Origin of the sequence: Novosphingobium capsulatum NBRC 12533 (genome assembly GCF_001598375.1) — a bacterium.
GTDB classification, from domain to species: Bacteria; Pseudomonadota; Alphaproteobacteria; order Sphingomonadales; family Sphingomonadaceae; genus Novosphingobium; species Novosphingobium capsulatum.
This window is the reverse complement of sequence record NZ_BCYV01000019.1, coordinates 1-21,663: the sequence shown is the minus strand read 5'-3', so window position 1 is coordinate 21,663 and position 21,663 is coordinate 1. Positions and strand designations below refer to the sequence as shown.

19 protein-coding genes are annotated in these 21,663 nt (G+C 66.7%); 5 read left to right on the top strand and 14 right to left on the bottom strand.

The annotated features are described in order from the left end of the window. Nucleotides 1–99 precede the first annotated feature (99 nt). Nucleotides 100–1,638: a M61 family metallopeptidase gene (locus SCA01S_RS16860; protein ID WP_157089025.1), complete on the top strand. Its 1,539-nt coding sequence runs from the start codon at nucleotides 100–102 to the stop codon at nucleotides 1,636–1,638. Next, entirely contained in the window at nucleotides 1,635–3,113 is a 1,479-nt protein-coding gene (locus tag SCA01S_RS16855) for a S10 family serine carboxypeptidase-like protein (RefSeq protein WP_157089024.1), read from the top strand. Before SCA01S_RS16860 ends, SCA01S_RS16855 begins: the two co-directional genes overlap by 4 nt. Here SCA01S_RS16855 and SCA01S_RS16850 read toward each other — a convergent pair. From SCA01S_RS16850 to SCA01S_RS16790, 14 genes are all read right to left on the bottom strand, one after another. Further along, the gene (locus tag SCA01S_RS16850) at nucleotides 3,044–4,348 is read right to left on the bottom strand and encodes an APC family permease (protein ID WP_062787719.1); all 1,305 of its coding nucleotides are present in this window, start codon (nucleotides 4,346–4,348) and stop codon (nucleotides 3,044–3,046) included. The two genes, SCA01S_RS16855 and SCA01S_RS16850, sit on opposite strands and share 70 nt — an antisense overlap. Then, on the bottom strand, nucleotides 4,345–5,841 hold the full coding sequence (locus tag SCA01S_RS16845; protein ID WP_062787717.1) for a S10 family peptidase: 1,497 nt from the start codon (nucleotides 5,839–5,841) through the stop codon (nucleotides 4,345–4,347). The genes SCA01S_RS16850 and SCA01S_RS16845 overlap by 4 nt, the downstream gene beginning before the upstream one ends. Next, nucleotides 5,831–7,939, bottom strand: coding sequence for an amidohydrolase family protein (locus tag SCA01S_RS16840; RefSeq protein ID WP_062787715.1), 2,109 nt, complete (start codon nucleotides 7,937–7,939; stop codon nucleotides 5,831–5,833). Before SCA01S_RS16840 ends, SCA01S_RS16845 begins: the two co-directional genes overlap by 11 nt. Beyond that, nucleotides 7,936–9,459, bottom strand: coding sequence for a S10 family peptidase (locus SCA01S_RS16835; RefSeq protein ID WP_084391092.1), 1,524 nt, complete (start codon nucleotides 9,457–9,459; stop codon nucleotides 7,936–7,938). The genes SCA01S_RS16840 and SCA01S_RS16835 overlap by 4 nt, the downstream gene beginning before the upstream one ends. Before the next feature lie 28 nt (nucleotides 9,460–9,487). Next, on the bottom strand, nucleotides 9,488–11,245 hold the full coding sequence (locus SCA01S_RS16830) for a M61 family metallopeptidase (RefSeq protein ID WP_062787713.1): 1,758 nt from the start codon (nucleotides 11,243–11,245) through the stop codon (nucleotides 9,488–9,490). Between the two features lie 24 nt (nucleotides 11,246–11,269). Then, nucleotides 11,270–12,466 carry a pyridoxal phosphate-dependent aminotransferase gene (locus SCA01S_RS16825; RefSeq protein ID WP_245652727.1) on the bottom strand — a complete coding sequence of 399 codons (1,197 nt, stop codon included), beginning with the start codon at nucleotides 12,464–12,466 and terminating at the stop codon, nucleotides 11,270–11,272. A gap of 337 nt (nucleotides 12,467–12,803) precedes the next feature. Further along, nucleotides 12,804–13,235, bottom strand: a complete 432-nt coding sequence (locus tag SCA01S_RS16820; RefSeq protein ID WP_022677811.1) for a lysozyme inhibitor LprI family protein — start codon at nucleotides 13,233–13,235, stop codon at nucleotides 12,804–12,806. 577 nt (nucleotides 13,236–13,812) lie between these two features. Then, nucleotides 13,813–13,995: a hypothetical protein gene (locus tag SCA01S_RS22340; protein WP_148291817.1), complete on the bottom strand. Its 183-nt coding sequence runs from the start codon at nucleotides 13,993–13,995 to the stop codon at nucleotides 13,813–13,815. A 104-nt stretch (nucleotides 13,996–14,099) separates the two neighbouring features. Beyond that, nucleotides 14,100–15,089: a c-type cytochrome gene (locus SCA01S_RS16815; protein ID WP_167542921.1), complete on the bottom strand. Its 990-nt coding sequence runs from the start codon at nucleotides 15,087–15,089 to the stop codon at nucleotides 14,100–14,102. A 236-nt stretch (nucleotides 15,090–15,325) separates the two neighbouring features. Next, a complete protein-coding gene (locus tag SCA01S_RS16810; protein WP_167542920.1) occupies nucleotides 15,326–16,669 on the bottom strand; it encodes an APC family permease in 1,344 nt (447 codons plus the stop codon). A 215-nt stretch (nucleotides 16,670–16,884) separates the two neighbouring features. Then, nucleotides 16,885–17,676, bottom strand: coding sequence for a hypothetical protein (locus tag SCA01S_RS16805; protein ID WP_062787711.1), 792 nt, complete (start codon nucleotides 17,674–17,676; stop codon nucleotides 16,885–16,887). Between the two features lie 157 nt (nucleotides 17,677–17,833). Further along, on the bottom strand, nucleotides 17,834–18,736 hold the full coding sequence (locus SCA01S_RS16800) for a hypothetical protein (RefSeq protein ID WP_062787710.1): 903 nt from the start codon (nucleotides 18,734–18,736) through the stop codon (nucleotides 17,834–17,836). Nucleotides 18,737–19,069: 333 nt separating this feature from the next. Next, entirely contained in the window at nucleotides 19,070–19,561 is a 492-nt protein-coding gene (locus SCA01S_RS16795; protein ID WP_062787708.1) for a DoxX family protein, read from the bottom strand. A 92-nt stretch (nucleotides 19,562–19,653) separates the two neighbouring features. Further along, nucleotides 19,654–19,932, bottom strand: a complete 279-nt coding sequence (locus SCA01S_RS16790) for a BufA1 family periplasmic bufferin-type metallophore (RefSeq protein WP_022677817.1) — start codon at nucleotides 19,930–19,932, stop codon at nucleotides 19,654–19,656. 178 nt (nucleotides 19,933–20,110) lie between these two features. Between SCA01S_RS16790 and SCA01S_RS16785 the strand changes: the two genes are divergently transcribed. The 3 genes from SCA01S_RS16785 (at nucleotide 20,111) to bufA2 (ending at nucleotide 21,644) form a co-directional block, all read left to right on the top strand. After that, nucleotides 20,111–20,647, top strand: a complete 537-nt coding sequence (locus SCA01S_RS16785; protein WP_062787707.1) for a sigma-70 family RNA polymerase sigma factor — start codon at nucleotides 20,111–20,113, stop codon at nucleotides 20,645–20,647. Between the two features lies 1 nt (nucleotide 20,648). After that, nucleotides 20,649–21,290, top strand: a complete 642-nt coding sequence (locus tag SCA01S_RS16780; RefSeq protein WP_062787705.1) for a DUF1109 domain-containing protein — start codon at nucleotides 20,649–20,651, stop codon at nucleotides 21,288–21,290. Between the two features lie 87 nt (nucleotides 21,291–21,377). After that, nucleotides 21,378–21,644, top strand: a complete 267-nt coding sequence (bufA2, locus tag SCA01S_RS16775; RefSeq protein WP_028658260.1) for a BufA2 family periplasmic bufferin-type metallophore — start codon at nucleotides 21,378–21,380, stop codon at nucleotides 21,642–21,644. The last annotated feature ends 19 nt before the right edge of the window (nucleotides 21,645–21,663 follow it).

Here is a 21,663-nt window from a genome sequence, read left to right as displayed (position 1 = left end):
ATAATCTATGTCGCCCACGACCAGGATGGGCGCGCGAAAGACACGCACTGCCCGGGCCGCTACGCTAGGCTGCGCAGCATCATCATAGCGAGCGCCGCGATGCCCCAGTTTCAAACCGTGCTTTCCATCCGGGCCCTGCTGCCCCTGGCTGCTGCCCTGACCATGGGCACAGCGCCGCGCCAGCCAGACCAGCTTGCCGTCACGCTGCGGCCCGACATGGCCGATGGCGCGGTGGCGGGGGTGGCCGTGGCGATGGACTTGCCCGCGCCGGCAGACGGCACGCTCTTGCTGGCAGCGCCGGTGGTCTATCCCGGTGCGCCGGGCGTGGCCGACCGCCTTAGCGGCCTAGCCGTTACCGACGCGCGGGGGCCGGTGCCCTTGGCCGTGAGCGAGGATGCGCCGGTCAAAGGCGGGTTCCCATGGTATCGGCACTGGCGCGCCACCCGCGCGGTGCAGGGGCAAGTGGCGATCCGCTATCGCGCCGCCGTGATGCCGGCGGGTGGGCCCGGTGGGCCGGCCTTTGGCCTGCGCGCCGTGGGCGGGGGCCTGGCAGCATCGGGCGGCGGGTTCCTGCTGCTGCCGGAAAACCGCGATGCGCTACCCGCGCGATTGCACTGGGATCTTTCGGCCATGGCCAAGGGCGCGAGCGCGGCGATCTCCTATGGCGCGGGCGATGTGGTGGTGCCCGGTGGCGCGCAGGCGCTGGCCGATAGCTGGTTCATGGCCGGGCCGCTGGGCCACTGGCCGGCGACCGGCACGCGCGACGGCTTTGCCGGGACCTGGCTGGGCCAGCCGGTGTTCGATGTGCCCACTGCGCTGGCGCGGGCCGGGGCGGCGCACCGCTATCTGCAAGGGTATTTCCCCCACCTGAAAGGCCAGCGTGCCTATCGCATCTTCGTGCAGTTCCGCGACGCGGCGCCCTATGGCGGTGGCACCGCGCTGGATCAGTCGTTCATGCTCTCGCGCGGGCCGCTGGCGCCGGGTGAACAGAGCGAAATGCCCAGTTCCCTGTTCTTTCACGAGATGATCCACCAGTGGACCGGTCAGATCGACGCACCCAGCGGCATTTCCAGCTGGTTCTCCGAAGGGCTGACCACCTATTACGAAGACGATCTGCAATGGCGCGGCGGCTTTGAAAGCGCCGATGCCTATCTCGCGGCGGTCAACCAGCTGGCGCGGCGCTACTTCACCAGCAAGGCGCGCAACATGGCGGCGGCCGATGTGGTCAAGATCGGCTTTGGCGATGAAGAGGTGCGCCACATCGTCTATTACCGCGCGGCGATGTATTTCCACGATCTGGACGCGCGCATCCGCGCCCATAGCCAGGGCCAGCGCACGCTCGAAAGCGTGCTGTTCCCGCTGTTCCTGTCGCGCGAGCAGGGCGTGCGGTTCGATACCGAGGCCTGGCTGGCGGCGATCGTGCGCGAGCTGGGCGACGAGGGCGAGCGCGATCGCTTCAAGCGCCTGATCCTGGATGGCACGGACACGCTCGATCCGCTCCCCGATGCCTTTGGCCCGTGCTTTGCCCGCGTGGCGGCACAGTGGGACACGCCCCATGGGCATGTCGATGGCTGGCAATGGCAACGGGCTGCGCCAGCGGGGCAACGGGCTGCGCCGCCCGCCGGGGTATGCCGGTGAACCGGGCGGCCCTGGCGCTGGCGCCACTGCTGCTGGCCGGCGCGCAGCCCGCGCCAGACGGCCCGATTGCCCCGGTGACGAGCCATCACGCCCTGGCCACGCCCGCCGGGCGGCTGGACTATGACGCCGTGTTCGAGCAGCAGGTGTTGCGTGGGCCGGATGGGCAACCGGCGGCCACGATTTCCACGATCGCCTATCTGCGCAGCGGCACGGCCGATGCCATGCGGCCGGTGATCTTTGCGTTCAACGGCGGGCCAGGTGCTTCCTCCTCTCCGTTGCATATCGACGCCATGGGGCCGCGCCGGCGCGAGGGCGCTGGCCTGGTCGACAACGCCGAGACCCCGCTCGATCGGGCCGACCTGGTATTCGTCGATCCGGTAGGCACCGGGTTCAGCCGCCCGCTCACGCCTGGCGGCGGTGCCCCGTTCTGGAGCGTGGCCGGTGATGCGCGCGCCATGGCCCAGGCGATCACCGGCTGGCTTACCGCGCATGGCCGCGCGGGTGCGCCGGTCATCGTGGTGGGGGAAAGCTATGGCGGCACCCGTGCGGCGGCGATGCTGCCCTTGCTCAAGGGCGTGAACCTGGCTGGGCTGGTCCTGCTGTCTCCCGCCCTGGCGATCGGGCCGCAGGGGGACAGCGAACTGGTCGAGGCACTGCCGGCCATGGCCGTGGCCGCAGCGGCCCATGGCAAGGGTGCGCTTGCCGGCCTTCCCCCGGCGCGCGTGGAAGCGCGCGCGGCTGCCTTTGCCGCCGGCCCCTATGCCCGCGCCCTGCTGGCGGGCAGCGCCCTGGCCCCGGCAGAGGAGGCGCGCGTGGCGATGCAGATGGCGCGGCTGATCGGCCTGCCACCGGCCACGATCCGCGCTGCACGCCTGCGGGTGGACGTGGAGATGTTTCGCGCCGCGCTGCTGGCCGGCAAGGGCCAGGTGGTGGGCCGGCTCGACAGCCGCATCGCCGCGCCGCGCCCGGCGCAGGTGGCTGGGCGGCCATCGGCGGCCAGCGATCCCGCGCTGGGGCTGGGCGCGAGCAATGTGATCGTGTCTGCCGCGCTGGGCGATTACCTGCGCCGCGAACTGGGTGTGCACACCACGCGCGACTATGTCTCGCTCACGCTGGACGTCAATTTCCAGTGGCGCTGGCCGCGCATGGAGGGGGCGGACGGCGATGAGGCCGATCGCCGCCCCGATCTGCTGGGCAACCTGGCCCAGGCCATGACCGACCATCCTGCCCTCGAGGTGACGCTGGTGGGGGGCTATTACGATATGGCCGTGCCGCTGATGGCGACGCGCGACGCGCTGCGCCATGCCTGGCTGCCGCGATCACGGGCGCGGCTGGTGGCCTTGCCGGCAGGGCATTCGGTCTTTGCCGATGCCCCCGGCCGCCGGGCCATGCGCGCGATGATCGATCAGCTCTTGCGCGCGAACGCGAACCACCAGGCCAGCCCCAGGACCAGCCAACCGCCCACCAGCAGATAGGGGCGCGGATCGGCTTCCACGCCAAACGCCGCAATGGCCAGCGCCGCCACCACGCCGGCTAGGCCGATCAGCGTGACCGTGGCCGGCGCCATGCCCAGCGCCGCGCGGGCATGGATTTCGGGGTGATGGCGGGCAACCACCGTGGCCGACCACGAACAGGCGGCGTATTTTAACATGGTCGGCAGATTGACCGCGAGCAGTAGGAACACCAGGCTTTGCGGCAGGAGCATGCCGGCCATGGCGCAGGCCCAGGCCAGCAGCACGGCCACGTGCGGCGTGGCAAAGCGCGGGTGGACGCGGCCAAGTGCGGTGGGCAGCGCGCCGCTGCGCCCCATAGCAAAGAGGCTGCGCGAAAAGGTCAGCGCCAGCGCGTTCATCGACTTGACGATGGAGAGCGTGGCGGCGCCCACGATCAGTATCGTGGCGGCCGGGCTGCCCATTACCACGCGCGCGGCGTCGAGCAGCGGCGCCTTGCTGGCGGCCAATCCGGCCGGGCCGACGAGGCCTAGCGCCGTGGCCGCCACGGCGCCATAGACCAGCGCCGTCAGCGCGATCGCCAGCGCGATGCCCAAGGGCATGGTGCGGGCGGGGTTGCGCACTTCTTCGCCGATTTCCACCGCGCTTTCGATGCCCAGGAACAGGCTGATCATCAGCGGCACGGCAGCAAGCACCTGGGGTAGCGGCACCGAGAGCGGCGCGCCCATCGTGGCCACGCGCACATGCGGCAGGCCAAGCGCGACCAGCAGTGCCAGCACCACCAGCAGCAGGGCCATGAGCGCCGTCTGCGCCTTGGCGGCAAGGGCAACGCCGCGATAGTTGAGCGCAAAGACCAGCGTGATCAGTGCCGCCATGGCGGGCAGGGGCGGCAGCGGCACGACCATGCCGAGATAGCCGACCAGTACCTGGCTCAGGATCGCCATGGCGCCCACGTTGGCCACGATGCGCATCCAGGCGATGAGAAAGCCCACCGCCGGATGGATGAAGCGGCGCGGCCATTCATACGATGCGCCCGATACCGGCAGGGCCGAACCGAGATAGGCATAGGCCAGGGCAAAGATCAGCATCGGCAACGCCGCAAGGCCGATCGCCGGCAACAGGCCTGCCCCGGCGACTTGCGCGGTCGGTCCCAGGATCGTGAAGATCGAGACCCCGATCGCAGTGCCCGCGCCGAATGTGACGACACCGACCAGGCCCACCGATTTGCCGAGCTGGATCGGGGCTGCCGGCGCGCTCATCGCAGGCTGCCCGTGATGAAGGCGCGCAAGTCTGCAGCCAGGGCCTGGCGCGCCTCGCGGCCCAGATAGGCCATGTGCCCGGCGGGATAGGTGCGGAAAGCGACGCGGTCTGCCGGCGCACCGGAATGGGCCATGGTATCGCTTGCCGTGCCCAGTGGCGTGACAAGATCATAGAGCCCGGTGCCGACCAGGACGCGCAGCGCCGGGTTGCGGTTCATCGCCGTGGCAAGATCGGTGGCATAGTTGCTGGGCGATGGCCCATAATCCCACGCCCCGTTCACATCGCGAAAGGCAATCGCCTTGTAGGGCTGTGGCAGGGTGATCTTGAGCGTGTCGTGGGCATAGGCGTCCCACGCGGCGACAAAGCCCGGCACATATTGCGCCATGGCCGGGTCATCGGCCACCGGGTCTGGCCCCGCGGCGGCCAGCGGCAGGGTGAAACGCGCATCATAGAGCCCGGTGCGCCGTCCCTCGGACGCCAGCAGCAGGCGGGCAAACGCCGCGCCCGACAGGCGCAGGTCGTTGGCCAGGATCGTTTCGGCGGGCAGGCCGACAAGGCGCGCCATGGCGTGTGCCACGGCGGCGCGGCGCGCGGGATCGAGGCGCGACCCGGCATGCAGCGCGCCGAGATAGGTGTCATCGACAAAGGCCTGCGCCGCATCGACCTGGCCCTGCGGGGTGCAGTCTGGCGCCACCTTGTGGAAATGGCATGCCGTGGCCGCCAGGCTGGGCAGGATGCCGAGATAGCCGCGATCGTCGCCCGCCGCGCCATGGGCCATGTCCATCGCCTGGCCCAGCAGGATCACGCCGTTCAAGCTGATGCCGTCCATCTGTCCGGTCTGGGTGGGGCCGCCGGCCAAGAGCCGTGCCACCACCGCCGCACGCACCGTGCCATAGCTTTCCGACAGGATGTACTTGGGCGCGTTCATCCGGCCGTGGCGGGCCAGCCACTGTTCCATCACCTGCACCGTGGCCACCGCGTCCTGTTCCACGCCATAGAACATCGCCGGAGTGCCATCGGCCAGGATGCGGCTGTAGCCGGTGCCGGGCGGATCGATCAGCACCAGGTCTGCCACGTCGAGCGGGCTGTCGGCATTGGCCACGGTGTGGAACGGAGCAGTGGTCTGGGGATGATCGGGATCGTCGAAATCGATGCGCTGCGGGCCAAGCATGCCCATGTGCAACCACAGAGAGGCCGAGCCGGGCCCGCCGTTGAACACGAACAGCACTGGCCGGCTGGCATCGGGTTTTGCGGTCTTCCCGCCGGCTTTCAGATAGCTGGTGGCAAAGACGCTGGCGGCCGCCTTGCCATCGGGGCTGCGCAGGATGAATTCCTCTTCCGCCGCCACATAGGCCATGCGCGTGGTGCCGAACGTGCCCTGGCCCTTGGTAATGAAAGCGCGTGGGCCGGCGTCCTGAGCCTGCGCGGGCAGCGGGGCGGCGAGCGGGGCGAGCGCCAGGGCAGCGGCCAGGATCAGGCGGTCAATCGGCATGGTCGGCAATCTCGTATCCAAAGGCGGAACGGGCGGTGAGCCCGGCGTCCTGGCTGGCCAGGGCTTCCTTGGCGGGGTGAAGCGGCGGTGGCGTGGTGAACGGGGCAATGCCCAGCGCGGTGTAGATCTCGCTGGGGAAATAGGCGACCCCGCCGCGCAGCACCAGGCGCGGGCGGCGGATGGCGGCGATGTCTTCCACCGGATTGCCCGGCACCAGCACCAGATCGGCCAGCTTGCCCCGCGCGATCGTGCCCAGTTGCCCCTCGCGCCCGAAAAAGCGCTCGGCATCCAGCGTACCGGTGCGCAGCGCCTCTGCCGGGGTAAAGCCGGCCTGCACATAAAGCTCCAGCTCGCGCTGCACGGCAAAGCCGGTCGCTTCATCGGTCCCAGGCAACAGGACGATCCCGGCGCGGTGCAACATGCCGATGGTTTCCAGCACTTTGGCAAAGCCACTGTGATAGGCCGCATCGGTGGCGGCATCGGGCAAGTTGACGAACGAACGCTTGCGATAGCGCTGGAAGCCGATCGGCATGTGGCCGAGGAAATCCTCCTGCCCCGGCGGCACGTGCCCGGCGCGGCTGAGCATCAGCTGTTCGAGAATCGAGGCCGTGGTATCGAGCGCGACATGATGCTGCTGCATCAGCCCCACGGTGTGCTGCACGGCGGGCGCGGCAAGATCGAGGCTGCCGGCGCGGGCCATGGCTGTCAGGCGCAGGGGCGTGCGGCTGTCTTCGCCCGGCTGCAAGATCCAGCCGAGCATCAGCTGGTTGACATGGGCGATGGAATCATAGCCATCGGCAATCACCCGATCGGGCGTGTCGAACGCGGGGACATGGCCGGTCACTTTCAGGCCGAGGCGGTGTGCCTCGGCCGCGATCGGCGCCACCCAATCGGGGTTCATCGAGTTGTAGATCTTGATTTCGGCATAGCCGCGCGCCGCGTACCAACGCACGTTCTTGAGCGCTTCGTCCACGCTGACGGGAATGAAGCCGAAGCGCGCCGAATAGGGGCTGCGCCCCTCGATAAAGCCATTGGGCACGATGCGCGGCCAGGCCACCTGCCCGGCATCGACGCGGGTGATCAGGTCTTGCAGGAAGGCATTGTCGTTGCCCATGTCGCGCGTGGCGGTAACGCCAGCGGCCAGATAGAGCAGGCCGGAGGGCAGCGTGGCATGCGAATGCATGTCGTGCAGCCCCGGATAGACCGTGCCGCCCTGGCCATCGATCACCGTCTCGTCGGCCGGATCGGGCGCGGCGGGGTCTTCGGGCAAGACCTGGGTGATCGTGTCGCGCATCACCACCACGGCCGACAGGGCAGAGCGGGTGCCGCTGACCGGATCGAACACGTGGACGTTGCGGATGCGCAGCGGCGTGGCAAAGCGGTGCGCCAGTTGCTGTTGCAGGGCCAGCGCGCGCGCCGTTTCCAGCTCGGTCGCCAGCTTGGCGAGCATCGGCACTTGCGCCTCATAGCCGGCGCGGATCGTGGTGCCATCGGCGCCGGGGCCGAACACGCCCGCCAGCCGGCCGGTCGTGTCGAGCAGGACATAGCCGGGGTTGAGCTGCACCCCGGTGATGCGCCAGGCGGTGACCGGCAGGGCAGCCTTGCCACTGCCCAGCGCGAACGTGCGCACCGCCTGCGCGCAGACCCGGCCCGAGGGCAGCACGGCCAGGCAATGGTCTGGCCGCCCCATCGCCGCGCGGGCATAGAGCGCCAGGGCATAGGGGCTGTCATCGTTGGCGATGTACAGCGGCGGGCGGGCAAAGGCCTGGCTGCCGGCGTCGGCCTGGCTTTTCCAGCGCGCCTCCTGCCCGGCATAGGCATAGCTTTCATCCACCGTGCCGCCCATCAGCGAGGTGCCATGGATCGTCCAGCTGGTCGGCACGCCCGAGGGATCGAGCACCAGCTCCTCGTGATGCTTGGGCCCGCGGCCATTGTCGTCCACGCGGTAGTCCACGGCCACGCGGTTGCCCTGGGTGTGGATCTTGAGCGAGCCGACGGTTTCGCCGTTGGAGACGATGACGAGGTTCTCGTCCGCCGCTTGCGCCGCATGTGGCGCCGCTGCGAGAGCGAGGGCGAGCGGGAGCAGGGCGCGGCTCATCGCGGCGCCTGCCCGGTTTGAGCACGAGCAGTCTTGCTGATCAGCATGCGGATGTCGTTCCCCAGGGCCTGGGCCGTGGCGGCCACCGAATAGCCGGTGTGGCCCCCGTCGTAATAGCGCAAGGTCACGCGCTGCGGGTCCCAGCCCGATTGCGTGGCGAGCAGCTCGGCCCCGCCCATCGTGGTCTGCGTATCGTAATAGCCGTTGGCGACCAGCACCTGAAAGCGCGGGTTGGCCGCCATCATCGCGGTGATGCCCTGGTAATAGGGCCAATCGGCAAAGGGACTGGTGCCCGATCCCCAGCCCCACTGGTCAAACCCTTCGACGGGAGCGGACAGGACATAGGGCTGCGTTTCCGCCACCTTGAGTTCGTCGTGGCGGTAGCGCTCGAACAGGCGGGCCAGGGTATCGGTAATTGCTTCCGACGCATCGGGGGCGCCGCCCTGCGCGGGCGCGGCCATGGTATAGCGCGCGTCCATGCGGCCCAGCACGAGGCCCTTGTCCTTGAGCAGTTCGACGCGATAGCGTTCCTTGGATATGCGCAAGTCGTGCGCCAGATACCAGGCGGCCGGGATGCCGGTGAACGCGGCCAGGCGCGCGGCGACGCGGGCGCGATCGGCCAGCGGCGCGCCGCTGCCCTGATAGAGCACGGTCAGGTAATCGCCTTTGGCAAAGGCGCGCGCGGCGGCGAGGAAAGCGGGCAGGTCCATGCCCCGGAATGCCGGGTCCTGCCGATCGGCCCGGCCATGATACCACGCGATCGCCGCCAGGGTGGGCAGCGAGGCGACATAGCTGGTGACATTGGCGGGGCGCTGGGCATATTCGATGATATTGGCCGCCTGGCCATAGAGCACCACGCCGGCCAGCGGCAGCGGATCGGGGCCCTGCGCCAATTGCCGCGCGATTTCGCAGGCGCGGTTGGTGCCATAGCTTTCGCCCAGCACATAGACCGGCGCGCCGGTTCGCCCGTGGGCGGCCAGCCAGGCGCGGATGAACGCCGCCACTTGCGCCGCATCGGCGCGCACCGACCAGAATGCGTGCGGATCGGTGCCCGGCGCCACGGTACTGAACCCGGTGGAAGCGGGATCGACGAAGACCAGGTCGGCAGCATCGAGCGGCGAGGCGGGATTGTCTGCCAGGGTGACCTTGGCCGGATCGGCGGCGATGTCATCTGGGAAGGCCGCCCGCCGCGGGCCAAGGCCGCCCACGTGGACATAGGCCGAGGCCACGATCGGCCCGCCGTTGAACGCGAACAGCACGGGCCGCGTGGCAGGGTTGGCGCCATCGCGCAGATAGGCGAAGCTGACAAGGCGGGCCGCGCCATCCACGGTCTTCACCTCGGTCGCCTCCACCTGCGCGGTATAGGCCAGGGTCTGCCCGCCGAACGTGCCCTTGTGGTGGGTGATCACCGGCGCTGCCAGCGCGTGCCGGGCGGTTTGCGCGGGTGCCGGTGAAGTCGGCTGGGCGTGCAACGGCGCAGCGGCGCTTGCCAGGACGAGGGGAAGCAGCAGGGCGCGCATCGGGACAACCTTTCTCAAAGGGCGCATCTCAAAGAGCACAGGTCGTGCCAGGGGAAACCGGCACGCGCTGCCACTGCCAGGCATCGACGGTTTCGCCGCGTGGCAGGTAAGTAACGGTAAAGACACGACCATCGCGGCGCAGGCGCAGGGTCAACTCCTGCGTCTGCTCGCCCTGGATGCCGTCCTGCGGCACCGGATCGACGATCTCGTCGCCATCGCGCACACCGGCCAGCGCAGCGGCAGAGCCGGTCACCAGGCCTCGCACCACCCGCTTGGGCTCGGCGAGAACGTCCGTTGCAAAGCCCAGCTCATAGCGGCGCAGGCGGGTGGTGGTGCGGGCAAAGCACGGGCCAAAGGCGTCGGACGCCGGCAGCGGCACGGCGCCATCCAGGAACGCGCGAAAATCGGCCACGCCTTGCGGCCCCAGGTGCTGGGCCAACTGGTCTTCCCAATCAGCGTTGGCGAGGGTCGCGCCGGCCTTTTGCCGGGCCAGCAGGGCAAGGACGAGCGTGTCGAGATTCTCGCGTCCGCCGCTCTTCTGGCGCAGGGCGTGGTCCACCGTGGCGAAATAGAGCATGCCGCGGTCATAGGGCAGGGTGCGGATGCGGGTATCGGCCCAGAACCGTGCCGGCACTTGCGCGTTGGGCACGCTGGCCATGGCGCTGGTGTAATAGCGCGCGGCCGTCCAGTTCAGATCGTGCAGGAACGCATCGGCATCGATCATGCCAAAGCGGAACGGCAGGCGCGCCTGGTAGAACGTGGCCAGTCCTTCGCCGAACCACGCGGATTCAAGGCCGCCGGGCCGGGTGACATAGGGCTGGAACGTGTGGAACATTTCGTGCGCCAGCGTGATGCGGATGCTGGCCAGGTCCGCGCCGCGCCCCGTGCCGAACGTGGTGACGAACGCATGGTGGAGGCCCACCCCGCCGCCCGCGTTGATCGGGTTGTAGCGCAGGAACACGCCATAGGGCGCGGGCCGGGTCTGCCCGAACATCTGCCGGTAATGGCCATGGAGCGCACCGGTCCACGCCAGCAGGGCGCCGGCATCGAAGGCCGGGCGGCCTTGCCAGGCGCCGAAAAAGCCATCTTGCGCGTGACCCGTCGGCCAGGTGCCGATCGGACCGGCCATGAAGAAGCTTTGCCGCAGGGCGCTGGCGTCGAGTGGTTCTGCCGCCGTGACCGTTCCTGCGCCCAGCGAGCTGACGCCGCGGCTGCCCTTGGGCGCGCCCGACAGATCAAAGCCGAACGTGGCGCGCCAGCGCGTGGTGCCGGGGGGCAGCAGCAGGAAAACCTGCCCGGCGGCGGAAACCGCGCCACCATCGGCGCTGAACGCAAAGGGCGGGGCGGGGCCGCGCGGTGGCAGGCTGGCCTGGGCAGGCAGGCGGTACGAGACGACGAGGGTGCCCCGGACCGCGCGCGGCGCCAGCCATTCCCGCCCTGGCCCGCCGCTCACCGCATCGCCATCGGCGCTGTCGGCCAGCACCGCATCGCGTGGACGCAAGAGCAGCGGCCCGGCCGCGTCGCGTGCGTGCAGCGGGCCAAGCAGGCTGGCCACGGTATCCACATTGCTGGCCACCAGCGGCAATTGCAACACCGGCGCACCAGCCTTGGCAGTCAGGCCGGACAGGCGCAGCGTAATCTCCACCGTGCCCACGCGGTCTCGGTCGGCCACATCGGCGCGCGGGGCAAAGGTGACCGTCAACGCGGGCGGAGTGGCGCGAGCCGGTGCAGGCAGCAGCACGGCTGCGGCCAGCAACGCGGCCAGGGAATGGGGCAATCGCGGCATTGGCAGAAATCCCCTGTTGCGTGGTCAGATTGCCAAGCGGTTGCCTGCTGCCTGGCGCAGGGCCGCTTCCAGCGCGGCAAGGCCGGCGTCAAGTTCGGCATCGGGCAGGCAGAAGCCGATACGGATGTGTCCGGGCTGGCCAAAGAATTCGCCCGGCGCCACGATCACCCCGCTTTGCGCGATCAGCATTTCGGAAAAGGCGTGGGTATCGGCAATGCCGGGCAAAGCGGGAAAGCAGATGCAGCCGGCATCGGGCAATTCACCCGCCATCAGTCCGGCATCCACCATGCGGGCAAACCACGCGGCAAAGCGGGGTCGCGCGCGCGCCACATGGCTGCGCCAGTGATCGGCAAAGGCGTCGGCGCGCAGCATCACTTCGGCAGCGACCGCGTGCGACAGGGTCGAAACCCCGAATTCGGCGCGCGCGGCATAGTCGCGCAGGGTGGCCATCACGCCGGGCGCACCCACGATCCAGCCACAGCGCAACACGCCCAGGCCGAAAATCTTGGTCAGGCTCGACAGGCTGATCACCGCCGGCGAAAGCGCGCAGGCCGGGCCGGGGCGGCTGGCCTTGTCGGCATAGTCGCCATAGACTTCGTCCACCACCAGCAGCACGCCGCGTGCCTGTGCCAGGTGGGCAAGCGCGACCAGGGTATCGCGCGGGATGCCCATGCCCGAGGGATTGTGCAGGTCAGACACCACGATCAGCCGCGTTTCCGGGCGAAGCGCGGCGGCAACCTGGTCCACGTCGATGCCGAAATGCGGGGCGGGGCGCGTGAACGTATCCACGCCAATCCCCTGCACTTGCGCTGCGCCGGCAAACAGATCGAAACCCGGCACTTCCACCAGCACGCGATCACCAGGCCGGAGCAGCGCGCGATAGAGCAGGGTGAGGCCGCCGGTGGCGCCGGTGGTGCACAGCACCTGGTCGATATCGACGCCATGGCTTTGCGCCAGCATCGCGCGCACGAACGGATTGCCGTCACCAAAGGCGCTGACATAGCGCGGTGAAAAATCGGGTTCGACTGTGGCCAGAACGGCCTGGCGCAGCAAGGCGCGCGGTTCGGGCACCGCGCTTTCAAACAGGCTCACGATCGGGCGCGGCGCCTGGCGTGCCAGCGCCACGGCGGCGGCAACCCATTGGGCATAAGCCATCGGCGCGGGGGCGATGGGCGGGGTGGCCAGATCGGGCGTGGCATCAGGCAGGGCGGTGCAGGTCATTGCGCCGATCCTATCGGGCAGGCGTTGCGCTTGTTATGCGATCTGTGCCCGCCGCGCGGGCGCCAGCGCATAATCCTTGTTGCCAGGGCGGCAAAGCCGGTCAATGCCGCCAATGCAAGTGCCGCGTAAGGCAGGCGTGGCGCTGGCCAAGATGGATCGCGGCAGAAGCGCGCGCTCACCTGGCGCCAGGCGAAACGGCGCGACGCCGGGCTGCTGGGTGATCGCGAAACGTTGCGGCTCGATGCCGAACGATGGGGCTGTTCGCGTTAGGCGCGGCCTTTGTAACCGCCATTTTTCTCTGCCACCTCGCGGGCGGCATGATCACCGCGTTAACGGCCTACTCGTCGATCCTGAAAATGCGCAGTTGCGCTTCCAGTTCGATCGCGCGTTGCCTGACGATCGCCGTGTGGTCGGCGGCCTGCATCGGCACGTACATCGTGCCCTGTCGCGTTGCAAACAGTGCGTTGCTTGCCTGGATATGCGCGTCACGAAAGCGCAGCCACGCGCGCTGCGCCTCGCGCAGTTTACCCGCCGCGTCGTTGGGCAAGGCGTGCAACAGCGCGCGGTAGGCCGCGCCCATGCGCTTGTCGTAGGCGTCGCGGGCAGCGACCTCGCAGCCGACCTGGCCGGCCGTGGATCCGTTGCTCGCGCCATCCAGGCAGCGCCGCGGCTCGGTTTCGGTCTTGTCCGCGCGCTCCACGGCGTGGGCAGAGGCAGCGTATGGTGTGGCAACGAAAACGGCCAGGTGCGCGATTTGGCGAATCTCCATCAAGGCCTCTCCTCTCGATTGCGGCCTAACCTCTAGCTTTCCAGATGCCCACTGATCGAGGCATTTGCTGCGGTTCGAACGCGATAGGGAGTGTAAACCGTTCCAGACCTGCTTGCCCGCCGGCTGTTGGTCTTCGCATCGCAAAAAGGGTGCTCAAACGCACGTTGCCCCGCCGAATGGCAGAGGCCAATACCTATCAGGATACCCGTATGGCTTTCGATTGGTGCCGAACGCGCCAGAATAGCGCCGCGCGAAAATCGCGGAGAAACTGGCCGATGCCAGCCATTCAGCGCATGCGCAGGGAGATTTGCAAGAGAGAAAGTAGCGCCAGGAGAGGACTCCCATTCACGCCCATTTATGCCTGAATTCCGCCACTTTTTGTGAGGATCTTCTGCTTGATGCCCTAAGCGATACCCTCAGAAATTATCTTGGGCAGGTTCGAGTTCTTGATGCTGCCGAATCGCCCTGCCGATCGCGTCTTTGCTGCTGTCCTGCTAACGCCTGTGCGCCTCTTACTCCACCCGAACCATCGGAGCACTTCATCAGTACTGCGTGGAGCGAGACCAGCGGTGAATGCTCAATTACGCGGGGATGATAGAGCGCGGTAGCGATCACCGGCTGGATCGAGGTGCTTGGCATCGGGTGAAAGCGAATTGTAGTAGTGGTATTGGCTTCGGCCGATGTCATGCCTAGCGCCACCAACCATGCGCTCTGCGCGATCGCGCACCTCAGGCGAAAATTTGTTCCGGGTCTTGCTCATAACGAAAGCTCCTTTTCACAAACAGGAGCCTTCGGAAAAGCCAGGGCGGTCCAGTTCGTGCTCGCTGCCTGGCAGCACGACTGTGACCACACCGACATTACGGCCTAGGGCTGTAGTGAGGCAAGGTAGGCGGAAACGTCCCTGACGTCTGCTGCGGACAATCCCCGGGCAACTACCTTCATGGGCGCAACCCCCGGATTGGCACGTGCTCCGGTCCGCATATCCCACAACGTACGCGCGACATAGCCGGCTGGCCGTCCGGCGATAGGCGGCGTCATGCCTATGCCCTCCAGGCGTTCGCCGTGACAGCTCTGGCACGGCATCCCCCCGCCACCGCCGGTCATGACGATGCGTCTCCCGCTGTCGATTGCCCCCAACGGGGCATAATCGGTCATCACCACATGATCGTCGTCGATCATCATGCGTCGCAGGTCACTGGACAATTCGACAACGCGGTTGCCGATCGGCTCGGTTCCTCTGCCCGGAGCGACATTGAGCCAGCCATATTTGTCGGGATAGGTCTGCGGCGCCGTAGTGCTCTCGACGACTTTTACCCAGCGCGACCTCGGCAGTTGCGAAAAGTATGTCGCCGCCTGTCTGAGTTCCGTCGGCGAGACCGCTTTTGCTACCTTGATCATCTCGGCCGTGCTGGGCTGCCCGCGTGCGGCTGACCGGCGATCGCCGTTTCGAAACGCCATGACTTGCTCGATGATATAATCGGCTGGGAGGCCGGCCAGATCCGCAGAGGCGGGAAAGCCTGCCCCGTTCAACAAATGGCATTCTGCGCATGGCGTGAGCCCGGCCCGTCCGGGACCGCCTACGACCGCTGGAGCCGGCGGGTGATCCTGTGGGTGCCAGTCGATCGGCCTTGGCGCTGCTTCCATCTGCGCGCGGGATAAGACGAGCGGGCTGCCGGGCACGCGAAACGGCCCCGTGCCAAGCGGCTGTCCGTAGGTCGACGTCGGACCGTGCGGATAGGCCCATGCCAACGCCGATATCGGGTCAGCATCGCGTTGGCATGCCGATACCAAGATCAAGAGTGCGGCGGCCAAAACTCCCGGTCGAGCTCGCTGCCGAGTCTTGCGCATCGCCATGCTCATTTCGCCCCGTACCGTTGCGCAATCATAACAAGCCTGCGCAGGTTGATAAGTCGCGCGTATTCGCGGGATCTAGGCGATGTGGAATTTGTCCACGCCGCCTAGGTAATGGTAGGTCTTTCTACGACGTCTCACTGCCGCTCGTAAACGAGCATGACTTTTTTGGCGGGTGCAAAGCGATCGCCTGATCGTTGAGCCTTCCGCATGATTTCGGCTTGATCATTCTTTCATTGCTATGAGACCGCAGCGCGCTCGCGCCCACGCCGCGCTGAGGAGAGCATAAGTGCGACGATGCCGCCAGCCCCCGCTATCAGCAGCCCAAGGCACGTGCTGCGCACGTCGGACAGCGCGATCATCAGCAGGATTGCCAGGTCCATGAACAGGGCGAGCGCTGGCAGAAACGGGTAGCCTATCGCGCGGTAGGGCCGGTTCAGCTCTGGCTCGCGCCGCCGCAGCTGAAAGAACGCCAGGTCCATCGCGGCGGTTACTGCCAGCGCCAAAGTCCCCATCAGCATGAAGATTGTCTCGTATCGCCCGGTAAGCACCAACAGGACAGCGACCCCAGCGAATGCCAACAACGCAAGATCCGGCGTGCCGCCAGCGTTGACGCTGGTCAGGAAACGCGGGGCGTAGGATGCCTTGCCCAGCGCGAACAGGACGCGCGTGCCGGGCATGATCCCGCTGTTCATGCAGACGACCAGCGTGGCGAACGCCACAGCCGACAAGATTCTGATACCCGTTGTACCCAGGGCGCTGCCAAGCGCCAGTTGCGCCGGGAATGCTGCGCCCGAAAGCTTCGCCAACGGCAGGGCGTGGCCAAGGCCCAGCAGCATGCCGACGTACAGCGCGCCAAAGGCAATGACCGACCAGCCTAGCGCGCGCGGCACGGTACGGCCGGGATCGGCGGTTTCTTCGGCGAAATAGGCGGCGTTGTTCCAACCGACATAGGTGCCGTAGACCAGCTGATAGCCGATGATCAGTCCCCCGGCGGTCCAGATCGGGGCCTTCGCCGGCACCAATGCTGCCACTGGCGCTGCGGTCGGGGCAACAACGAACAACAGGACAATGATTCCGATGACCAACGCCGCCTGAACCAGACTGGCCGTCATCTGCGTCCTTTCGCCAGCCACGACACCGCGCCAATTGATCAGTGAGAAAACGATCAGCAGAATCGCCGCGCTTAGCCTCGGGTCCGGCGCGATGATCGGCCATACAATCGCCAGAAAGATCGGCGCCCCCGCCGCAGCCTGCGCGGTGCCGGCGATACAGCTTAGCGCGTCCGTCCAGCCGATCACCATGGCGGCCGTGTCGCCAAATGCCCGACGTGCGACGACGACGCTGCCGCCCGACAAGCCGATGGCAGTCGACACTTCTGCCCATAGATTTGCCGACAGCAGTGACTGCGCCCCCACCGCGACGATCAGCAACACGGCAAGACGGACACTGCCGGTCTGCGCAATCACATTGCCTGGGCTGCGAAAGATGCCGCTACCGACCATATTGCCGAGCCCGACAGCGAGCGCGAACGCGGTCCCGAGCACGCGAAGCAGGCCCGATGAGGTTTTCACAGAGTACACCAGATCACCCCCCAGGGCTGGGCCTGATTTGCGAACCAGGTCGCGGACCAACCGCCTGTTGACGCATCGCTTAATCCTGCGCGTTCGATGCAATCCGGCCTGCGCATGTCAGCCCCCGCGGTGTCGTCAGTTCATCTTGGTGATCGGGGGCGGAGGCGAGCTGCCACTTGCCGCCGCGGCAACAATGACGATCCTCATTGTGCGACCCCTTCTGGTCAGCTCTTGTGCGCGGTCAGACGGTCGACAGAGCCGAGCAGTTTGTTGTCATTGCTGATTGCCAGCGTCTTGCCGTCTGCGAGCACGGTCAGCGTGCGTACGATCCCGATCTGCCCCTGGCGCCGAAACGTCTCGATCAGCGTGCGCGGGCCATCGCGTGTCACCGACACCTCTCCGGGTATGTCCGTGCCGGATATCGGCACGAACCCGCCGCCGATCGTCGCTGCGAACGATTGGCCGGTGGAGTTACGCTGGGACATGACGTTGCCGTTGACGGTGATAGTGAAGCGGGTCTTTTCCGAGCTCGGATCGGCGATACTGGTGGTGCGCCATGCACCCGATGTCAGATGTGCGGCGGGATCCGCAGTCCCCGTGCGAACCTGGACTCCGGTCTCTTTGGTCGTCTTCCCGCTGGAGGCGCCGCCAATGACGACGGTGTAGGTCAGCGTCGCGCCATCGGGTGAGGCAACGTCGGTCTCATCGTGCACCACCCGGCCACGGAGGCGCTCGACCATCCGCATGGTGCGGGGGTCGATGATCGTCACCGATGCTTCGTCAAGGCTGGTCTGGCGGGCCACCGGATGGAACGCACCATCCGCAGGGATCGTGTATGACGGGACACAGCTGTCGCAGGTGAATTGCCCGTCCTTGACCGTCACCGTGAACGGCTTGTTCGAAAGCTGCGCCGACGAAAGATCGAGTACCCACTCGCCGTTGAAAACGCTCTGCTCCGCAGCAGACGTGCTCGACGCCGCACAGAGGAGCGCGACTGCTGAAAGGAAGTGCTTCATAGAGCCCCCACCGAGTTAATTGCGTCAGGATAAGCTTACGCGGCCGGATGAGCGCTCGACGTGATTAACGACGTCGTCTTTCTGTGGCCTGCCCAAGCGATATCCCAGCGGCGTGATTTCGGTGATGGAACATTTTTGATCAGCTCGTGATCGAGGTTCAGGCGGCGATGCCGTCGCGATCTACGTTCTTCTGGTCGCTAACGTCGCGGAATGTGCGGGCAACGGCTCCGAGATAGACGATCATCTTCGTGGCGAAGACCCACTCGATCATGTCCTGGCCGGCGTCGGTAAAAGTTACCGCTCCGTCGTTTAGTTCGATCAGCTGTGCCTCTACGGCGGATTGGAAAAGACGCCGGATATGGGGGCGGGATACATGAAAGCGCCGCGCTGCCGTAGCAACTGCAAAAGGGATCGAACCGGTCGGCGGGAAGCTATCGCCCGGCGCTTCGCTCACGAGCTGGTTGAGGATTTGGGCTCCGGCGTGACGATGCGAGAAAACCTGGAAGTAGTTGTCCACGTCGTGTCCCTGCGCGCTGCTGTCCAGAAACCCTTGCGTCAAGTGCCGCACCAAGGCGTGAAAGGTGCGGGGATCGTCCAAGGCGCCAGCCACCTGCTTTGCTGCCGGTGCAATCCAAGCGGTCGCCTCGACAACCTGACGAAGATGAGCGGTGTAGGTATTCAGGAATTTGTCGGTCGGGAGGTAAACGGCCGGGGAATGCGAGGGACGTGCCGGCCTCACTTCGATAAACCGAAGATAGTCCATGTAGATAAGAAGCAAGCGCGCCCGGCCGGGGCTAGCGAGCCCAAGCTGTGTCATCAACTCCTTCAAGCGCGGCAGGGTTATGCCGCCCGAAACGTGAAGCATCGCCGTGCACAAAGCGGCGACCTTGCGACCTGCATCCTTGAGTATGCCGGCGATAGCGGGGTCGGCGTCAGCGCTTTCGAGCATTGCCCGTGCTAGCCAGCGGATGGCGCTGGGATAGCCTGGATTGGCGCGTAGACGCACATAACTTTCCAGCGGAATGATCGCGCCGGTATCCCAGGACAGCAAGTCCGTCATTTGATCCTCTAGCGCTCAGACTCGATCAGGGCGATCGGCTTTAGATGTAGTCGGCGCTCTGATCATCAGAGAGATACCCGAAAACGCGGAATTCGCTGGGAGTTTTCTCGCCGGGCACATTAACAGCCTTGAGGGATGATCTGACGACTTCTCGGTCAGCAGGTGTTTCAACCTGAATATCGACATGCAGAATGGCATCATATGCTAGCCGGAACCGAGGTCAGGATAAGCTCCGGCATAGCAACTTTGGTATCGCGCTCAAGGCGCATCGCGCCTCTCCAGCATCCTTGCACGGGTGATTACCGCCGCCAGGATGCGTGGACGTCACAGAAGTTATTCGGCGCGTGATCCGGGGACATTGGTGTTCTTGCTGGTCGGCACCGGCACCCGGCGCCACAGCAGGTGATCGAGGGACAGGGTTCCACCACCCTTGGCCAGCAGGGGCAACAGCAGACCGGCCCAGCTCAGATGGGTGGGCCAGGCATCGGGATAGACGAACACTTCGATCACCAGTGTCATGCCCAGCAGGCCGAGCGCCCCCAATCTGGTAAACAGGCCAAGGAACAGCAGCAGCGAGAACAGGTGCTCCGAAATCGTTGCGGCATAGGCGGCGAGGTGTGGTGGCACGAGCGGCAGCGCATAGTCGCTGGCAAAGAGGTCGAACGTGCCGTCGGTGATGGTGAACCAGCCTTCCACCTTGGCGCGGCCCGACAGGAAAAAGATGGCGCCCGCGCCCAGCCTCGCCACCAGCAGCAACAGCCATTCGGGAAGCAGCCGCCGCGCCTGATCGGTGGCGTGGTGGCAAAGCGAGATCAGCGTGGTCATCGGCTTGTCCTTGGTCGTTCGGCAGACATGGCAAGGCGGCCCGGACAGTGCGGATGGCAGCGTCCGGGCACCGGTTGGTTGAGAGGGCTGGTTCAACCGCGCGGCGTGAGCGAGCCCATGCCGTGGGGCGTCTTGATCGACGTGCAGGTGCCGATCTTCACCGCTTTCCAGGCGTTGCCCTGATAGTCCTTGACCGAGGTGCCGGCGCAACTGGTGCCGGCACCGGCCTTGCAGTCGTTCTTGCCGGCGAGCGCGACGCCATAGCACTTCTCGGTCTTGGGAGCGTCGGCGGCCTGCGCGCTCGCCCCGGCAATGGTGGCCGAGAGGGCAACCGAGAGAGCGACGGCAGCGGCGGCTTGGGTGATGGTCATGATCAAGCTCCTTGGGAATGAAGGCGGTCAGGTGCGGCGCGGGCGGCGATCCCGCCCCGGCCGACAGGGAGCATTTCGGCGCGGGTGGACAGTCGGTTACAGAATATATTTTCGACGATGGGCCGCTTGCGGTGTAACCATCGGCGGGTCTGGCGCGAAGCATGGCGTGGGAGCCCACATGCAAGCGAACGAAGCCCAGTTGAAAGCGTGGATGATTGGCGGTCTGGATGGCGATGCGGCCAGCCAGGCGCAATTGCTGCGCGCGCTCGTTCCTGTGCTCGAAGCGTTCTACCGCCGCCGCATGCGCGATCGCCGCGACGACATCGACGATCTCGTGCAGGAAACGCTGATTGCCGTTCACACGCGGCGGGCGACGTTCGACCGGGAGCGCGCGTTCGGTGGCTGGCTGTTCGCCATTGCGCGCTACAAGATGGTCGACCACTTCCGCCGCTGCGGCCGAACCTGCCCGATCGAGGGGCTGGACGACATTCTGGTTGCCGAGGGGTTCGAGGAGGCCAGCAGCGCGCGGATCGATATCGACCGCTTGCTGGACGCGCTGCCGGCCAAGCAGTCGCAGGCGATCCGCGCCACCCGCCTCGACGGACTCAGCACGCACGAGGCGGCGGCGCGGGAAAGGATGGGGGAATCTGACGTGAAAGTGTCGGTGCATCGCGGCCTGAAAGCGCTTGCGGCCCGTATCAGAGGCGAATTGTAGGATGAACACCGACCAACTGATCGATGCCCTGGCGCGCGAGGTGACGCCCGTGCCGCGCCATGCCGTGGGGCGCCGCCTGGCCATTGGTCTTGCCGCGGGGGGCGTGATCACGCTTGCGCTGATCGCCTGGCTGCTAGGGTTCAATCCGCAGCTTGGCGCGGCCATCCGGCACTATTCGTTCTGGATGAAATGGGGCTACACCGTGTCGCTGGGCATCTGCGCGGCGCTGGCCACGGCGCGCCTCGCCCGGCCCGATAGTGGCCGGTTCGGCTGGTTGTGGCTGATGGCGATCCCGGTCCTTTCGCTGGTGGCGATCGGCTTGTTCGAAATGAGCCGGGTTCCGCCCGCCCAATGGCTGGCGATGTGGCTGGGGCAAAGCTGGAGCGTGTGCTCGTCGATCGTGTTCCTGCTCTCGGTGCCGATCTTTGGCGGGCTCTTGTGGTCGTTTCGGCGCCTTGCCCCAACGCGCCTGAGAGCCGCCGGCGGCACCGCAGGGCTGACGGCGGGATCGTGGGGCGCAACGCTCTATTGCCTGCACTGCCCCGAAGTGTCCGCGATCTTCGTGCTGACCTGGTATACCCTGGGGATTGGCCTGGCGGCGCTTGCCGGCGCCATCCTCGGGCCGCGTCTGCTGCGCTGGTAATCTTTTTTCGCCGCTGTAACCGCAGCCGGCACCCTGGCGAATAACCCCATGCCACTTTCGGCAATCGCATTTCCCAGGAGCGCTATGATGAACACTCTCAATTCGGGCCTGAGCCTCGCTGCCACTGCTGCCGTCGTGGCCGTGGCGGCCGCGGCTGTTGCCACCCCGGCGATGGCAGCGAGCGGCACGGCCGTGGTCCACTGCTATGGCGTCAATAGCTGCAAGGGCACGTCGGACTGCAAGTCGGGCAACCATGACTGCAAGGGCCAGAACGACTGCAAGGGCCAGGGTTTCAAGGCTCTGTCGGTCAAGGCCTGCAAGGCCGCTGGCGGCAGCCTGACCGAGCCCAAGTAAGCGCCGCGACATCCACCCC

Excerpts from the sequence above, each read along its gene's own strand:
- SCA01S_RS16860 (WP_157089025.1), top strand. The coding sequence starts at position 100 with ATGCCCCAGTTTCAAACCGTGCTTTCCATCCGGGCCCTGCTGCCCCTG.
- SCA01S_RS16850 (WP_062787719.1), bottom strand. The coding sequence starts at position 4,348 with ATGAGCGCGCCGGCAGCCCCGATCCAGCTCGGCAAATCGGTGGGCCTG.
- SCA01S_RS16845 (WP_062787717.1), bottom strand. The coding sequence starts at position 5,841 with ATGCCGATTGACCGCCTGATCCTGGCCGCTGCCCTGGCGCTCGCCCCG.
- SCA01S_RS16840 (WP_062787715.1), bottom strand. The coding sequence starts at position 7,939 with ATGAGCCGCGCCCTGCTCCCGCTCGCCCTCGCTCTCGCAGCGGCGCCA.
- SCA01S_RS16835 (WP_084391092.1), bottom strand. The coding sequence starts at position 9,459 with ATGCGCGCCCTGCTGCTTCCCCTCGTCCTGGCAAGCGCCGCTGCGCCG.
- SCA01S_RS16830 (WP_062787713.1), bottom strand. The coding sequence starts at position 11,245 with ATGCCGCGATTGCCCCATTCCCTGGCCGCGTTGCTGGCCGCAGCCGTG.
- SCA01S_RS16825 (WP_245652727.1), bottom strand. The coding sequence starts at position 12,466 with ATGACCTGCACCGCCCTGCCTGATGCCACGCCCGATCTGGCCACCCCG.
- SCA01S_RS16820 (WP_022677811.1), bottom strand. The coding sequence starts at position 13,235 with ATGGAGATTCGCCAAATCGCGCACCTGGCCGTTTTCGTTGCCACACCA.
- SCA01S_RS22340 (WP_148291817.1), bottom strand. The coding sequence starts at position 13,995 with ATGAGCAAGACCCGGAACAAATTTTCGCCTGAGGTGCGCGATCGCGCA.
- SCA01S_RS16815 (WP_167542921.1), bottom strand. The coding sequence starts at position 15,089 with ATGGCGATGCGCAAGACTCGGCAGCGAGCTCGACCGGGAGTTTTGGCC.
- SCA01S_RS16805 (WP_062787711.1), bottom strand. The coding sequence starts at position 17,676 with ATGAAGCACTTCCTTTCAGCAGTCGCGCTCCTCTGTGCGGCGTCGAGC.
- SCA01S_RS16800 (WP_062787710.1), bottom strand. The coding sequence starts at position 18,736 with ATGACGGACTTGCTGTCCTGGGATACCGGCGCGATCATTCCGCTGGAA.
- SCA01S_RS16795 (WP_062787708.1), bottom strand. The coding sequence starts at position 19,561 with ATGACCACGCTGATCTCGCTTTGCCACCACGCCACCGATCAGGCGCGG.
- SCA01S_RS16790 (WP_022677817.1), bottom strand. The coding sequence starts at position 19,932 with ATGACCATCACCCAAGCCGCCGCTGCCGTCGCTCTCTCGGTTGCCCTC.
- SCA01S_RS16785 (WP_062787707.1), top strand. The coding sequence starts at position 20,111 with ATGCAAGCGAACGAAGCCCAGTTGAAAGCGTGGATGATTGGCGGTCTG.
- SCA01S_RS16780 (WP_062787705.1), top strand. The coding sequence starts at position 20,649 with ATGAACACCGACCAACTGATCGATGCCCTGGCGCGCGAGGTGACGCCC.
- bufA2 (WP_028658260.1), top strand. The coding sequence starts at position 21,378 with ATGAACACTCTCAATTCGGGCCTGAGCCTCGCTGCCACTGCTGCCGTC.